This window comes from Streptomyces sp. NPDC096324 (genome assembly GCF_044763015.1).
In the GTDB taxonomy this organism is placed as follows: Bacteria; Actinomycetota; Actinomycetes; order Streptomycetales; family Streptomycetaceae; genus Streptomyces.
The window spans coordinates 399,715-415,643 of record NZ_JBIWFK010000008.1 but is presented as its reverse complement, the minus strand read 5'-3'; the positions used below and the strand labels follow the sequence as shown (position 1 = coordinate 415,643).

The window sequence follows — 15,929 nt, the reverse complement described above, 5'->3', positions numbered from 1 at the left end:
GGCCGGCCCCGGCCACGCGTCCGTGCCCGGACGCGTGCCGGAGGAGGGTCTCAGTCGTCCTCGGGACAGATGAAGGTGCCGGAGGGTCCCCATCGCGTCACCGGAGCCGCCTTCACGTCCACCGCCCCGCACGTCAGGTCGTCGACGATGGAGCCGTCCGCGGTGATCTCCCGGATGTCGACCTCTTTGTTCACCGGATACTTGCGGCCCTTCCCGAAGGTCATGATCCCCGACTCGCCGACGAAGTCGGTGACTCCTGTCGACTGGAGATACGTGACGACGGCACTGGGGGTGAACCGCGGGTCGGTGTCCAGCATGTCGTTCATCACCCGGAAGAAGACCCGCACCGCGTCGTAGCCCGCGGCGCCGTCGCTGTCGGCGGAGACGTCGTAGGACTCCTTGAAGCTCGTGGCGAAGGGCCCCTTGGCGTCGGGCAGGCTGAACTGGTTGTAGAAGAGGCTGAGCGAGCCGAACTCCCTCGGCATCGTCTCCGGATGCTGCACCAGCCCGGGGGCGGGACTCTCGGCCAGCACGGCGACACGGCCCTGACGCGTACGGCACTGCTTGTCGCTCTGCAGGTAGTAGAAGAGGTCGTACATGACGCTGGACCGGCCCGCGTAGACGACGAAGCCGTTGGTCCTGCGGATCAGCGCGCAGACACCGGCCGCCACCGCGGCCGTCCGGCTGTCCTTGCTCGATTCGCCGTACGGCACCGGGTAGACCGGCCCGGCCGAACCGTAGGCGCGGGTGAACCGAGTCTTCAGGTCCACGCTGAAGTAGGCGTCGTGCGGGTCGAAGACCAGGACGGCGGCGGGCGCGCTGTGCCCCGGCGCGGCCTTGGCCAGGGCCGCCAGCCGGGGTGAGCGCCGGGCGAAGGACGCCATGACGCGCGCGACCCGCTCGTCCGGCGCCGAGAGCTGGAAGTACGACACCGGGGAGTCGCCCTCGACCATGGGCTGACCGGAGACTCCGGTGCCGAGGACGGTGACGCCCTGGGCGTCGAGTTCGATCGCGGCCTGGAGGGACTCCGGGCGGCTCTGGGTGAGGCCGATGACACCGGCGATGTGGTCCCGGTGAATGCGCCGGACGATCATGTGAGCCACATCCACATGGCTGTCGTTCCGGGTGTTGAGTCCGCCGTGCGAGCCGTAGGTGAAGTACTCCCCCGCGTTGGCGACGAGAAGCCGGATCGGCATCTGGGACTTGAGGTTCAGGTGGTTCACCTGGTCCTGGGCGAGCAGCGCTCCCCGCAGCATCTGGAAGCCTGTGGGCACCGTGCGGCGAGAGGTGGAGCCGACGCTCAGCGGAGCGAAGAAGACGAGCGTGCGATAGGGCTTCGACCGGTCGACGTCCGCGTTCTGGCGGCCCAACCGGGCTTCGAGAGACCTCAGTTCGGGCGCGTACAGACCATGGGCGAGCTCGCAGCCGTCGCTGCCGTCGGTGAGCCCCACGCGCTCGCCCGTGCCGACCCGCGGACACCAGGTGTCGGTGGCGCGGGACACGGGCCGGGGCTCGGTTCGGTGATGTGTCCCGCCGAGCCCCGGCACCCGCGACAGTCCGGCGGCGATCACGGCCAGGACCGCCAGGACGGCAACGCCGGCCACGGCGGGGCGCAGCCAGTCGCTCCCGCGCCGCTCGCGGGAGCGCACGGTCCGCTGCACCGCGGGCCGTTCGGCGTTCGTGCCGTTGTCGGGCACACGGGAGAGCGGCACCGCGCGTACCGCCTCGGCCGAGTGTCCGGAGGCGCCCGCGGCGAGCACCGAGGCCACCGCCTGGGCCGTCGCGCCGTAGGTGCTCGGCCGGGCGTTCTGGCCCGGGATGCCCGGCCGGGGCAGGGCGACGGCGTACGGCGGGATGTCCGCCGTGGCGGCGCCGAGGACGAGCAGCGGGCAGGTCCCGGGCTCCTCGGACACGGCGGAGAAGGAGTTCAGGAGCTTGCGGCTCGGGGAGTCGTCGCCGCCGACCGTCGGCAGCAGCAGGACGAAGGGCCATCGCCGCCGTGGTCTGCGCGCGCTCCACACCGGCGGGCGGGCCGCCCGCGCGAGGTCGTGGAGGAGTGCGGTCAGCAGGACCTGCCGGACCACGGCCTCGTCGCGGGCCGAGACGGCGGACGCGGCGGACCTGGCGGCCGCGGCCGCCGGAGCCCCGGCGTCGACCCCCGCCTCCCGGTCGGCCCGGTCCTGGGCCCGGGACCGCAGGTGGGCGTCGCGCAGGGACAGGGCGGCGTTGAGGAAGCTGCGCCCGGGCTCGTCCAGCATCCCGCCGACCCACCGGAAGCGTGCGCCGCGGTCGATCCGTACGCCGTACGACCACCGCCACAGCCAGGCCAGCGGTGTGGTCACCAGTCTCGTGATGGCCGACCACTGCCGCGCGCCGAGTTCGTCGCCGAGGGCGGTGACCTCGGCGGCGAACCCGAACTTCCAGGCGTACTTGTCGTAGATCCGGTCGCGCAGCGCCCGCCGTTCGTCCCGCACGTCCCCGTCGGCGATGTCGGCGCGCAGCACCGACAGACAGGCGTCGAACTCGGTCAGCCGCAAGGTGCCGGAGCCGTCCGGCATGGTGACGCGCAACTGCCGGGCCACCCGGTCGAGGAGCCGTACGTGGGGGCCCTCGGGCCGGTCGGTGTCCTCGCCGGGGTGCTCGCAGGCGAGCAGTTCCTCGTCGACCAGCGCGTGGGGCGCGAGGCTGGCCAGGTGGCCCGTCTCGCCGGTGCTCAGGCGTACGAGGCGGTGGTGGTAGGCGTGCACCAGGGCCGACAGCACGGGATCGGGCTCGCCCTGCCCGGTGTCCGGCGTCGCGGCGTCGGCCGGAGTGGTGCCCGAGACGGTCCCGCCGGGCGCGGGTTCGCGGGTGAACAGCAGGGCGGGCAGCCGGTGTCCCGGGCTCTGCCGCCCGTGCGGAGCGCCGTTGCGGCGGTCGACGACGTACCGGTCGATCACTCGGACGATGTCGTCGAAACCGCTGGGGAGGACGAGATCGTTCTCGTTCGTCCGATGGGGCTGCGGCACGCGGGTCCTCCCGGAGGCTGGGAAAGAGGAGGCGAGCCTAGGAACTCCCGGACGGCTTCAGGGTGCTTTGCCGTGAATAGGCACTCGTTGAACGATGACGACCGCTTGCCTTTCGGATGGGACACGCACGGGCTCCGGCGCCGTGGGGGGTCGCCGGAGCCCGCGCCGGAGGGTCAGGGCTGGAGGGGCATCGTCCAGCAGTTGGAGGAGGCGCGCTTGCCGGAGAGGCGGTCGGTCAGCCAGGAGATGGCGTCGCCCTGGTCGGCGATGAGGGGGGCGACGTGGTTGAGGAGCAGACCGTCGCCGAGGTTGGGCAGGACGATGGCGTCATAGGTGATGTCGGCGCCCTTGCGGCACCAGTCGACGGCGAGTTGACGTGCCTGGGCGTGCGGGACGATGTCGTCCTGGACGCCGGTGACCAGGCGTACCGGACTGGTCGGCTTCAGGTTGCCGATGCGCTGGTCGGCGAGCGTGGCCTGGAGGGCCGGTGTGCTCTCCACGAGTTGGCTGACGGACTTGCCGTCCGTCGTCCAGGCGGTGCTCTTCTTGAACGCGTAGCCGAGGATGGCGTCTCCGACGCACATCGTGGAGAGGTCGTTCAGCGCGGCCTTCCCCGCGGCGTTGATGTGGGCGTCGGCGAAGTCCTGGAGATCGGGGTCGGACTGGAGGAAGCCGTTGAGGGACCAGCCCAGCGCGCCGGCGAGGGCGCTGCCGTCGATGCCCTTGATCACCGAGGTGAGGTTGGCGGGCGGTGCGCCGGAGTAGGTGCCGGCCAGGGTGATGTCCGGGGCGTAGGTGGGCTGGAGTTCGGCCGCCGACGCGCTGGCGCCGCCGCCCTGGCTGTAGCCGAACAGGCCGACGGGCGAGGCGGCGGCGACCGAGGCCCCGGTGAGCCCGCGGGCGGCGCGGACGGCGTCGAGCAGGGCGTGGCCGCCGTCGAGACGGTCGACGTACGTGTGGAGCCGGTCGGTCGCGCCGAGCCCGACGTAGTCGGTGACGACCACCGCCACCCCCTTGGCCAGGAGCCGGTAGACCGCGAGGTCCTCGTAACCGACCGAGACCGTCTCGCCGTTGAAGGTGATGGGGTGTTCGAGGCCCATGGAGGCCGCGCACTGGTCGCCCTGGCCCATGGTGCCGGGGGCCACGGCCACCAGGGGGCGCGCGCCGCCGCCCTTCCAGGCGGCCGAGGGCTCGATGTAGGCGCCGGTCACGGCGACGGGCTGTCCGTTGGAGTCGGTCGACTTGTACATCAGGCGGGTCGCGGTGCCGGGGAGCGGACCGTCGAGGCCGGGCAGGCTGAGCGCGAGGGGAAGGGGTTCGCTGCGGATCAGGGCGCCGTTGGCCGCGGGGAGGTTCGCGGGCGGCGTGTAGAACGCGGGGATGGTCACGCCCCGGGACACCACCGAGCCCGCGTCGGCGGCCGCCGCGGGGAGCGCCTGGATGCTGAGACAGGCGAGAACGGCGAGTGCGGTGGCGAGGAGGCGGCCGCGGTCGCGTGCGGCGGACTCGGGGCGCGCGGAGGGCTGCTTCCGCTCGGCGCGCGGGCGTCGGCCGGCGGACGGATGCGGCCGAGGGGTGCTGTGGGGTCGATGCATGCGGCTCACTCCCTGCTTCGTCGAAACGTGGGGGTCGTGCGGGATGCCGACGGCGTCAAGGGCGTGACGCCGGTTCTGGCTGAGGGGTGCCGACCGGACCGCCACCGCTGGACCGGCGGTGGCGGTGACGGGTCGGTGAGGGGGGAAATGACACTGCCCGGACGTGGACCTGGGCAGGACGGGACCACGCGCCCAGCCACATCGCGGAGGTGGACAGGGCGAAGGAACCGCCCGCGCGCCGTCGGCCGGCGGCGCGTGGTGGGGCATCGCTCCTGTCTCTGCTCCCGGAAGCGACGGACGTCGAAGTCCCGTTCGACACCCGCTAGTTACTCCCGAGTCACATCAGGAGAGTAGGATCGGATGTCACTCAGTGACAAGATGTCTGCGCGCGTCAGTTCTGCGCGGCTCGCTATGCTGCTCCGGTCGATGAGACAGGGGTGGTGGGGCGACGGTGCGCGAAGCGGCACCCGCAGACCGGGCCACGACGGCCACGCGGCCGTCACTGGGCGAACGACGCAAGGAGGCTCTCCGGCTGGACATAGCCCGTGAGGCCGTGCGCCTGTTCGTCTCCCAGGGCGTCACGAGCACCACGGGGGACCAGATCGCGGAGGCGGTGGGCGTCTCGACCCGCACACTGTGGCGCCACTTTCCCACCAAGGAGAGCTGCGTACGCCCGTTACTGACGGCGGGACTCGACGCCGCCACGGACCAACTGCGCCACTGGCCGCCCGAGACCGGCCTACTGGACTTCCTCACCCGCTCCTGCCGCCGAGGGACGCTGCCGTCCGCCGACCCGGCGGTACTCGACCTGATCCGCATGACCCCCGCGGAGCCCGCACTGCGTGCCGTCTGGCTCCAGGCCCACGACGACGCGCTGCCCGTCCTCACCGAGGTCCTCGCCCGGCGCTCCGGCAGGAGCGCGGACGATCTGCGGGTGAAGGTGCACGCGGCCACCGTGAACGGCGCGCTGCGCGCGGCCGCGGAGGACTTCGCCGTACGATTCGCCGACGCGGCGCAGGCCTCCGAGGAGGATCTCGCCGCATGCATGCACGCGGCCCTCCACGCGGCCTCGGAGGGCCTGCCCTACTGACACCGGCAACGGCCGCTACGGCAGCCCGGTTGGCACTGAGCGCCGCTCGTGGGCGACGTGAGAGCGGCGGCGGGTAAAGAATTCGCCTGGTCTAGTCCAAAGCCTCATTTGGTCTAGTCCAACATATTGACGTGATCGTGACAGAACCCGGAAGCTGGAGCCTCCCCCACCCCTCTGGAGGCACAGTGAGACGTCTTCGCGCATGTCTGGGCGCGGCCGCCGCCGTGAGCCTGGCCGCGGTCGGCACGACCGCTCTCGTCGCGGGCAGCGCCTCGGGCGCGACCACAGCGCTCAGCAACCGGTGGTACGCCGCCGCCCCCTACCTGATGCCGCTGGACAACGACCCGCCGGACGCGGGCGCCATCATGGACGCGACCGGCCTCAAGGCCTTCCAGCTCGCCTTCATCCTCGCCCCCAACGGCGGTGGCTGCACGCCGACTTGGGACGGAACCGCAGCGGTGTCCTCGGACACCGCCGTGCAGTCGGTCATCAACACCATCCGCGCCAAGGGCGGCGACGTCTCCGTCTCGATCGGCGGCTACGGCGGCACCAAGCTCGGCCAGGCCTGCTCGGACGCCGCCTCCACCGCCGCCGCGTACCAGCAGGTCATCACCAAGTACGGACTGCACGCAATCGACTTCGACCTCGAGGAGCCGGAGTACGAGAACACGGCGGCCGTCAGGAACGAGATCGGCGCCGCCAAGATCCTCCAGCAGAACAACCCGGGCCTGTACGTGTCCGTCACCACGGCCGGAACGGCCGACGGAACCGGCTGGTTCGGCAAGCAGATGCTGCTGGAGGCCAAGTCGCAGGGCTTCACCCCGAACAACTTCTCCATCATGCCCTTCGACGGCGGCTTCAACGGCGCCGCGTCCCAGACCGGCGCGCTCGCCAACTTCAACACGATCCTCCAGTCGACGTTCGGCTGGGACCAGGCGACCGCGTACGCCCACGAGGGCTTCTCCGGCATGAACGGCCGCAGTGACACCGGCGAGTACTTCTCCCAGGCCGACTTCCAGACAGTGCTGGACTTCGCCACGAGCCACGCCATGGACCGCTTCACCTTCTGGTCCCTGAACCGCGACCGCCAGTGCTCCCCCGCCGACAACGGCGGCCGTACGTCGGGCACGTGCTCCAGCGTGACCCAGAACTCCTGGGACTTCGCGAAGTACTCGGTGAAGTTCGCCGGCGCGACGCCGCCCACCGGCACCCCGACCCCCACGCCGACGCCCACACCGACGCCGACCCCCACGCCGGGCGGCGGCTGCAAGGCGGCCTGGAACGCGGCCACGGTCTACACCGCGGGCAACGAGGCCTCGTACAACCACCACAACTGGAAGGCCAAGTGGTGGACCCAGAACGAGACGCCGACCGGCGTCGACTGGGGTCCGTGGCAGGACGAGGGCACCTGCTGACATCCGTTCGGCGCCGGACGGGGCGTGCCCGCCCGGCGCACCGTCCGCGGCCATCGGCTCAAGGCCTCCCCGCCGCGCCGCACCACTGAGGGGGATCGTGGCACCCGGCACCGGGTGCCACGATCCCCCTCGACGCGTCGACAGCATCCTCCCGTCGGCACCCAGCACCCGGCACCCGGCAGGGGCTACCCTGCCGCGAGCCCCTCCCGCATCAGCCGCGCCGTCGCCGTCGGGTCGTACGCCTCGGGGACACCCGGGACCAGGATGATGTCCCCCTCGATGTGCCGCGAGCGGAGTGGGGCGACCTCCCGGTAGGCGGGCGAGTCCCACCAGGCACGCGCCTCGGCGATCGCCGGGAAACCGATCACCACGACATGGCCCGGCCAGTCGCCCTCCACCACCTCGTGCCGCGCGGCGTGCACGAGGAACCGGCCGCCGTACGGCGCGAAGGTGGCACCGATCCGCTCGATGTAGTCGGCGATCTCCGGGTGCGGCACGGCCTCCCGCAGATGGGCGATGGCGTACGCGGTCATGGCATCCTCCGGCCGTCGGGGCTCCGTACACGAACAACCTTGCCCGCCGCGCCCAGGGGAGTCGATTACCCGGGAGGTAAGGGCCCCGCGCCCGCTCGGGCGCCCCGACGAACCCCCTGACCCGGCGTCACGGCGGATCCGGAACAGCGGTCTCCGGGAGCCGACTTCGTCCGGTTCCCGCTCTTCGGCTGGAGCGCGATCGACGACGGAACCCTTGACAGGAGCGATCACACGTCACATCTTTGGCAACGTTGTCATTCATCCTGACAACGTTGCCAAACCCCGTACTCGGCAAGCACCACCGTGTGATTGGACAACCCGCTGATGGCTCAGCCGAATCCTGCGCACTCCCCTTCCCGACGATCGGTCGTCGTGACCGGCTCCACCCTGCTGGCCGGATTCGGCCTGGGTACGACGCTCCAGGGCACCGCCTCGGCCGCCGAGCGGCCGGGCCCCGACGGCACGCGGGCGTCCGCCGAAGAGCTGGCCGTGTACCGGCCGGTGACCGTCTCCTCCACCGACTACGCCCCCACGCCGGGCGAGTTCGTGGTGGACCGCGTCCACTCCCCCGGCGTGCGCGGCACCGGATGGCGTGCGGCGGGCGGTGACCCGCAGTGGATCTCGGTCGATCTCCAGGCGGACTGCGAGGTCACCTGGATCCGGCTCACCTTCGAGGCCGACGCGGGCGACCCGGTGTTCACGCCTCCGGCGAGCGGGAACTGGGCCGACGGCACCACCGGCAGGGAGATCCTGTCGAGCTACGCGGTCGACTTCGTCGTCGAGACATCGCGTGACCACACGTCCTGGTCGAGTGTGTACCGTACGACCGCCGGAACCGGCGGCGTCGTGGAGATCCAGCTCCCCAAGCCGGCCACGGCCCGCTGGGTACGGCTGACCTCCCGCAAGCGGTCCAGCGCCAACCCGCTCGGCCTGAACGGGTTCGAGGTCTTCGGCACGGCGCGGAAACACCGGCCCGCGGCGACCGGCTGGACCGACTGGGGCACGCACGACGGCCACGCCCCCGCGCTGAAGGTGGCCGAGGACGGCACCGTACCGCTGGAGTCCGGCTGGACGCTGACCATGGACGACTGGGCCGGGGGAGACGGCGCCGCGCTGTCGAAGACCGGCGTGGACACCCGGAGCTGGCTGCCCGCCACCGTGCCCGGCACCGTCCTCGCCTCCCTCGTCGACCAGGGCAAGCTGCCCGACCCCGTCGCCGGCCTGAACAACCTGCGCGTCCCGGAGGCACTCTCCCGCCACGCCTGGTGGTACAAGCGGGACTTCACGGTGCCGCGCGGCCTGCGGACCGGCGCCGGACGCCGCGTCTGGCTCGAGTTCGACGGCATCAACCACAAGGCCGACATCTGGCTCAACGGGCACAGCGTGGGCGACCTGCTGTATCCCTTCGCCCGCTCGGCACACGACGTCACGGACCTCCTGCGGGTGAAGGACGAGAACGCGCTGGCGGTGCGGATCACGCCGATGCCCGTCCCCGGCAGCCCCGGGGACAAGGGCCCGGCCGGCGAGGCCTGGGTCGATGCCGGAGCAGGTCAGATGAACCTCAACTCGCCGACCTACCTGGCCTCTTCGGGCTGGGACTGGATGCCCGCCGTGCGTGACCGGGTGGCCGGGATCTGGAACCACGTCCGTCTGAGATCCACCGGGCACGTCGTCATCGGCGACCCGCGGGTGGACACCGTGCTGCCGGACCTGCCCGACACCTCGACGGCCGAACTCACCATCGTCGTCCCGGTGCGCAACGCCGACAGCGCCGACCACGAGGCGACCGTCACCGCCGCGTTCGACGACGTACGGGTCTCGAAGACGGTCACCGTCCCGGCCGGCCGGACCGTCGACGTCGTGTTCGCTCCCGACGCCTTCGGCCGGCTGCGGCTGCGCGATCCCGAACTCTGGTGGCCCAACGGCCTCGGAAGCCCCCGCCTGCACGACCTCACCCTCGTCGCCCGGGTGGACGGCACCGAGAGCGACCGGCGCGCCACCCGCTTCGGCATACGCCAGTTCGGCTACGAGTACGACGTACCGCTCCCCTTCGTCGCCACCGGCGACGCGTACACGCAGTCCCTGGACCTCGGCGCCCAGCGGGCCCGGCACATCAGGATCAAGTGCCTGACCCGCGCCACCGATTGGGGCAGCTCGCTGTGGACCCTCTCGGTCCTCGACGGTTCGCGGCCGGGTACGGACCTCGCCCTGCACGCCGACGCCACCGCCTCCTCGGTGGACGAGGACGGCCACGGAGCCGGCAACGTCACGGACGGCGACCCGGCCACCCGGTGGTCGTCCGCCTACCGGGACGACCAGTGGATCGAGGTGGACCTGGGCTCCGCCCAGTCGTTCGACCGGGTCGACCTGGTCTGGGAGAAGGCGTACGCCCGGACCTACGTGGTGCAGGTGTCCGCCGACGGTTCCGACTGGCAGGACGCGCGAACCGTCGACAACACCGCGGTTCCGCTGCCCTTCAACGACGGCGACGCGAGCCTCCAGGTGGAGGAGTTCGCGCCGCGAACCGCCCGTTTCGTACGTATCGACTGCGGTAAGCGGAACACCAGTTGGGGCAACTCGCTGTGGTCCCTCTCCGTGCTCGACAGCACCGATCCGGGCACCGACCTCGCGCTGCGCGGAACGGTCACCGCCTCCACCGAGGACGACGGCCACCCGGCGTCCGCCGCCACCGACGGCGACCCCGGCACGCGCTGGTCCTCGCAGTACGCCGACCATCAGTGGCTCCGGGTCGACCTCGGCGCCGCACGACGCTTCGACCGGGTGGCCATCGTGTGGGAGGCGGCCTACCCGAAGACGTACACGATCCAGGTGTCCGACGACGGGGACGCGTGGACCGACGTCAAGTCGGTGACCAACACCCCCGAACCGCTGAAGATCAGCGTGAACGGCGTACGGGTGCTGGCCCGCGGCGGCAACTGGGGCTGGGACGAGCTGCTGCGCCGGATGCCCGCGGCCCGCATGGACGCGGCGGTGCGCATGCACCGCGACATGAACTTCACCATGATCCGCAACTGGGTCGGCAGCATCAACCGCGAGGAGTTCTACGCCAGTTGTGACGAGCACGGAATCCTGGTGTGGAACGACTTCCCCAACGCCTGGGGCATGGACCCGCCGGACCACGACGCGTTCAACTCCACCGCGCGGGACACCGTGCTGCGCTACCGCATCCACCCGTGCGTGGTCGTCTGGTGCGGCGCCAACGAGGGCAATCCGCCGGCGGCCATCGACAAGGGCATGCGCGAGGCGGTCGAACGGCAGGCGCCCGGCATCCTGTACCAGAACAACTCGGCGGGCGGCATCATCACCGGCGGCGGCCCCTACGGCTGGGTGGAGCCGGAGAAGTACTACGAGCCGTCGACGTACGGCAGCGACAGCTTCGGATTCCACACGGAGATCGGTATGCCGGTCGTCTCCACCGCGGCGAGCCTGCGGAACATGACCGGCGACGAGCCCGAGTGGCCGATCCGAGGTGCGTGGTACTACCACGACTGGAGCGAGCGCGGTAACCAGGCGCCGCAGAACTACAAGGCGGCCGTCGAGGCGCGCCTCGGCACCGCGACGGACCTGGACGACTTCGCCCGCAAGGCCCAGTTCGTCAACTACGAGAACACCCGGGCCATGTTCGAGGCCTGGAACGCGAACCTGTGGGACGACGCCAGTGGTCTCATGCTGTGGATGTCCCACCCCGCGTGGCACAGCACGGTCTGGCAGACCTACGACTACGACTTCGACGTCAACGGCACCTACTACGGAGCCCGTTCGGCCTGCGAGCCCCTGCATGTGCAGGCGGACCCGAGGACGGGACAGGTCATCGCCGTCAATCACACCCGCGCCGCGGTGAAGGGTGCGAGGGTCACCGCCCGCTTCCACGACCTCTCCGGCCGGCAGCTCGGCGCCGCGCGGACGACCGACGTCGACGTCCCGGCCGCGGCCACCACCCGGGCGTTCACCCTCGCGTGGACCGACGCGCTGCCCGACCTGCACCTGCTCCGGCTGACGCTGGAGGACGCCGCGGGCCGTCCGCTGTCGCGCAACACCTACTGGCGCTACCGCACCCCGGCGGCCATGAAGGCACTCACGGAGGCCGAACAGGTCCGGCTGTCCGCCTCGGTCACCCGTGTCTCCCGGACCGGGGCGCGCCACGAGATGACCGCGACCGTGGGCAACCGGGGCAAGGCCGTCGCCGCGATGACCAGGCTCTCCCTCGTGGACCGTGCCAGTGGTGACCGCGTCCTGCCGACGCTGTACAGCGACAACTATCTGTGGCTGCTGCCCGGCGAGTCCCGGAAGGTCACCCTGTCCTGGCCCGCCGCCGCGCTGCCCTCCGGCCGCCCCTCGCTGGAGGTGGAGGCGTACAACGGTCACCCGACGTCGGCGCATTCCTGACGCGAATGCCCGCATTGCCACCGAAGTCCGCCCTCGTAGCGCGTTCTCGCTGCTCAGGGTCTTGTCGCCGCTCCGGTTGCCTGGTCTTCTGTACGCCCGGTGACCGGTAATCCGTCGCCTCCTCCGGTCCGCCCGCGGACCGGAGGAGGCGACGGCGGCAGGAGACAGGATGGGCGAGGACGTGGACGCAGTGGCTGGGCAGGACGTGCGAAGGGGGCTGCCCGAGGGGCTGGCCGCCGCGATACGCGAGACCGCCGAGGAGATCGCCGCGCTGCTGCGGGCCGACGCCGACATGGAACGCCGGATCCCCGGGGCCGAGTGGAGCGTCGGCGAGGCGGCCGCCCATCTGGCGCTGGCCAACGAACTGATGGCCGGGCTCGCGGCGGGCCACGCGCGCCCCTACGGGGACGGCACGCCGCAGAGTCTCGCCGGGGCCAACGAGCGGTCGCTGGCGGAGTTCGGGGAACGGGGCGCCGAGCCCCTGGCCGCGATGATCGTCGAGCACGCCGACGCCTGTGTGAAGGCCCTGGAGGAAGACACCTCCGAAGGGCCCGTGGTCACCCCGCTCGGCTCGATGAGCCCCCAGGAGCTGGGGTCGTATCTGCTCACGCACATGCTCGGCCACGGCTACGACCTCGCCCGCGCCCTGGAGCGGCCGCACATGCTCGACCGGGCCCGGGTCCGGCTGACCCTGCCGTTCATGCTCACGGCGATGCCACGGGTCACCGACCCGCTGCGCACCGCCGGTATGAACGCCCGCTATGACATACGGCTGTGGGGTGGCGGCGGGTTCGGTGTGACCCTGGCCGACGGTGTGCTGACCGTCGACCCGGAGCCGCCGGCCGGACCGGACTGCACCATCTCCATCGAACCCGTCACCTTCCTGCTGATGGGCCTCGGCCGTCTGGGACAGGTCGGCCCCATCCTGCGCGGCCGCATCCTCGTACGGGGCCGCAAGCCCTGGCTCGCGCCCCGTTTCCCCGGCCTGTTCACGGCGCCCTGAGCACGCGGTCCCGCCGGGGGTCAGCCGAGGTTGCGGTCGAGATTGAAGGCGGCGCTGATCAGGGCGAGGTGGGTGAAGGCCTGGGGGAAGTTGCCGCACTGTTCCCCGGTGTGGCCGATCTCCTCCGCGTAGAGGCCGAGGTGGTTGGCGTAGGTGAGCATCTTCTCGAAGGCCAGCCGGGCCTCGTCCAGGCGGCCCGCCCTGGTGAGTGCCTCGACGTACCAGAACGAGCAGATCGAGAAGGTGCCCTCCTCTCCGCTGAGGCCGTCGGGGCTCGCCAGTGGGTCGTAGCGGTAGACCAGTGAGTCGGAGACCAGTTCCTCGCCCAGGGCGTCGAGGGTGGCGAGCCACTTCGGGTCGGTCGGGGAGATGAACTTCCCGAGCGGCATCATCAGCAGCGACGCGTCGAGGATGTCGCTGTTCTCCGTCTGGGTGAAGGCGTTGCGTGCCGTGGACCAGCCTTCGCTCATGATCCGCCGGTAGATCGTGTCCCGGGCGGTGCCCCAGCGGTTCAGGTCGGCGGGCAGGCCGCGGTGCCGGGCCAGCCGCATGGCGCGTTCGATGGCCACCCAGCACATGACGCGGGAGTAGAGGAAGGGCTTGCGGCCTCCGCGGGTCTCCCAGACTCCCTCGTCCGGCTGGTCCCAGTTCTCACACACCCAGTCGACGATTCCGCTGACGCTGTTCCAGTGCGCGCTGGAGAGGGGTTGCCCCCACTTGTCGTAGAGGTAGAGCGAGTCGATCAGGGCCCCGTAGATGTCGAGCTGGAGCTGGCCGACGGCTCCGTTGCCGACGCGTACGGGGGACGATCCGCGATGGCCCTCCAGATGACTCAGCTCGCGCTCGGGCAGGTCACGACGCCCGTCGATGCCGTACATGATCTGCAGGGGGCCGTCCGGGCCGATGTCCGCGGGTATCTCGCACTGGACGTGCGCGCACAGGAAGTTCATGAACGCCTCGGCCTCGTCCTTGAAGCCGAGACGCAGCAGCGCGTACACGCAGAACGCGGCGTCGCGGACCCACACATAGCGGTAGTCCCAGTTGCGCTCGCCGCCGATCCGCTCCGGCAGGCTGGTGGTGGGCGCGGCGATGATGGCGCCGGTGGGGGCGTACGTGAGCAGTTTCAGGGTGAGCGCGGAGCGGTGCACCATCTCCCGCCAGCGGCCCCGGTAGCGCGACTGCGACAGCCAGCGCCGCCAGTAGCGCACGGTGGCCTCGAACTCCCGCTCGGCCTCCGCCACGGCGCAGAACCGCGGAGCCACCTCGTCGGTGACCTGGTCGAGGGTGAAGACCGCGGTCTCTCCTTCGCGCAGCTTGAACAGCGACCACACGTCGTTCCCTGCCGCCTCGATGGGCACGGTGGCCGTCAGGGCCAGCCTCAGCGCGGGCGTGGCGAAGACGGCCTGGCCGGAGTCGATGTGCACGGTGTGCGGAGTCGTCCCGTAGTCGAAGCGGGGGGCGACGCGCGCGCGGAAGGGCAGGGTTCCGCGGACGCACACCACGCGGCGGATCAGGCGGTGCCGGTCGGTCTCGCGCGAGTCGTCGACGACCGGCATGAAGTCCTGGATCTCCCCGACTCCGTCGTCCGCGAAGAACCGGGTGATCAGCACGTTCGTGTCGGGGAAGTAGAACTGCTTCGTGCGCGCCGGAACGTCCGCGGCGAGTTCGAAGCAGCCGCCCTTGTCGGCGTCCAGGATCGAGGCGAAGACGCTGGGCGCGTCGAAGCGGGGGCAGCAGTACCAGTCGATGGTGCCGTCGGTGCCGACCAGGGCCGCGCTGCGCAGGTCGCCGATCAGGCCGTGGTCGGCGATCGACAGGTAGCGGGGGGTGCCCGTGCCGAACGGGGCGCCGGGTGCGCCGTGTCTCCCGCCGTCCGCGCCGTACGAGGCTCGGGAGCCGTCCTGTGGACCGCCGGCCGTGCCATGCCGGGCGCCGGGCTGGTCCTGTGCACCGCCGCCCGTGCCGTGCCGGGCGCCGGGCGCGCTCTGTGTACTGCCGCCCGTGCCGTGCTGGGCGCCGGGCTCGTCTTGCGGCCCGCTGTCCGCGCCGTGCGAGGCGCGGGGCGCGCCCCGCGTCCCGTCGTCGGCGCCGACCCCGGAATTCGTGTCTGCCGTACCGGCCATACCGGCCTCCTCTGGGCCGTCACCCGAGCCTCCCCCTCCGCTCCAGGCTAACCAGCCGTCCGAGGTCCGGGGTGGTCGTGGGTGTTCAGTGCTTGAGGACGACCTTGGCGGCGACGATGATCAGTCCGAGGGCCAGGTTCACGAAACCCTCGGCGACGACGAGCCCCCGGGAGGCGCCGGCGCGGACGGCGCCGAGGCACGCCCACATGACCTGCTGGCCCACCGCGATGCCCAGAGCGATCCACAGGCCCGTGTTCACACTCATGTCGAGGAGGGCGCTGAGGGCGACGGCCGCGGCGGGCAGGGTGGCCGCCTCGACGATGGACCACTCGTGCGTGCCGATCCGGCGGATCTGGCGCAGGGACCACCCCTGGCCGACGATGCGTTCGCCGGCGATCTGGGCGTACACATGGGTCGCCCAGAAGACCAGGCCGGTGACCACCAGCAGCACGACGGCCTCGAGACGCGGGAACTCCCCCGTCGTTCCGGCCGTGGCCACGACGGAGGCGGCCAGGATCGAGCCGTAGATGGCGCCCGCGTAGTCGGTTCGGTGGCCGGCCGGCCGGTCTGCGCCGTCCCCGCCCTCGGGCGGAACGCTGGAGCCGCTCACCCGTTCACGGTAGGCGGCGGTGCAGGGCCCCGCCCGCCGAGTGGGCCGTCCGGGCGCGCACGGGGCGCCGCCGGCCGTGGGGGGAGAGTCGGCCTACGCCGTCACCACCTGCCGGGCTTCGTCACGACACCGCTCCCGGGCGCCG

9 protein-coding genes are annotated in these 15,929 nt (G+C 71.6%); 4 read left to right on the top strand and 5 right to left on the bottom strand.

Translation table 11 applies throughout. From position 1 onward, the window contains the following. Window positions 1–50: 50 nt before the first annotated feature. Window positions 51–3,008, bottom strand: coding sequence for a hypothetical protein (locus ACIQ7M_RS24350; RefSeq protein ID WP_403647868.1), 2,958 nt, complete (start codon window positions 3,006–3,008; stop codon window positions 51–53). A 173-nt stretch (window positions 3,009–3,181) separates the two neighbouring features. Further along, a complete protein-coding gene (locus ACIQ7M_RS24345; protein ID WP_403647865.1) occupies window positions 3,182–4,603 on the bottom strand; it encodes a lipase family protein in 1,422 nt (473 codons plus the stop codon). A 451-nt stretch (window positions 4,604–5,054) separates the two neighbouring features. Between ACIQ7M_RS24345 and ACIQ7M_RS24340 the strand changes: the two genes are divergently transcribed. Together ACIQ7M_RS24340 and ACIQ7M_RS24335 are read left to right on the top strand one after the other, a co-directional pair. Continuing rightward, the gene (locus ACIQ7M_RS24340; protein ID WP_403647862.1) at window positions 5,055–5,693 is read left to right on the top strand and encodes a TetR family transcriptional regulator; all 639 of its coding nucleotides are present in this window, start codon (window positions 5,055–5,057) and stop codon (window positions 5,691–5,693) included. Between the two features lie 185 nt (window positions 5,694–5,878). Then, window positions 5,879–7,108 carry a carbohydrate-binding protein gene (locus ACIQ7M_RS24335; protein WP_403647859.1) on the top strand — a complete coding sequence of 410 codons (1,230 nt, stop codon included), beginning with the start codon at window positions 5,879–5,881 and terminating at the stop codon, window positions 7,106–7,108. Window positions 7,109–7,293: 185 nt separating this feature from the next. Here ACIQ7M_RS24335 and ACIQ7M_RS24330 read toward each other — a convergent pair whose 3' ends face one another. Continuing rightward, window positions 7,294–7,641, bottom strand: a complete 348-nt coding sequence (locus ACIQ7M_RS24330) for a DUF1330 domain-containing protein (RefSeq protein WP_403647856.1) — start codon at window positions 7,639–7,641, stop codon at window positions 7,294–7,296. A gap of 324 nt (window positions 7,642–7,965) precedes the next feature. Here ACIQ7M_RS24330 and ACIQ7M_RS24325 point away from each other — a divergent pair, with 324 nt between their 5' ends. Then, entirely contained in the window at window positions 7,966–12,048 is a 4,083-nt protein-coding gene (locus ACIQ7M_RS24325) for a discoidin domain-containing protein (RefSeq protein ID WP_403647852.1), read from the top strand. Window positions 12,049–12,229: 181 nt separating this feature from the next. Further along, complete coding sequence (locus ACIQ7M_RS24320; protein WP_403647849.1) at window positions 12,230–13,051, top strand: maleylpyruvate isomerase family mycothiol-dependent enzyme; 822 nt, start codon at window positions 12,230–12,232, stop codon at window positions 13,049–13,051. Between the two features lie 20 nt (window positions 13,052–13,071). Here ACIQ7M_RS24320 and ACIQ7M_RS24315 read toward each other — a convergent pair whose 3' ends face one another. Both ACIQ7M_RS24315 and ACIQ7M_RS24310 read right to left on the bottom strand, forming a co-directional pair. Continuing rightward, the gene (locus tag ACIQ7M_RS24315; RefSeq protein ID WP_403647846.1) at window positions 13,072–15,174 is read right to left on the bottom strand and encodes a glycoside hydrolase family 15 protein; all 2,103 of its coding nucleotides are present in this window, start codon (window positions 15,172–15,174) and stop codon (window positions 13,072–13,074) included. An 85-nt stretch (window positions 15,175–15,259) separates the two neighbouring features. Beyond that, entirely contained in the window at window positions 15,260–15,784 is a 525-nt protein-coding gene (locus ACIQ7M_RS24310; RefSeq protein WP_403647843.1) for a hypothetical protein, read from the bottom strand. Between the last annotated feature and the right edge of the window lie 145 nt (window positions 15,785–15,929).

Coding starts and splice junctions, on each gene's coding strand:
- ACIQ7M_RS24345 (WP_403647865.1), bottom strand. CDS start 4,603: ATGCATCGACCCCACAGCACCCCTCGGCCGCATCCGTCCGCCGGCCGA.
- ACIQ7M_RS24330 (WP_403647856.1), bottom strand. CDS start 7,641: ATGACCGCGTACGCCATCGCCCATCTGCGGGAGGCCGTGCCGCACCCG.
- ACIQ7M_RS24325 (WP_403647852.1), top strand. CDS start 7,966: ATGGCTCAGCCGAATCCTGCGCACTCCCCTTCCCGACGATCGGTCGTC.
- ACIQ7M_RS24315 (WP_403647846.1), bottom strand. CDS start 15,174: ATGGCCGGTACGGCAGACACGAATTCCGGGGTCGGCGCCGACGACGGG.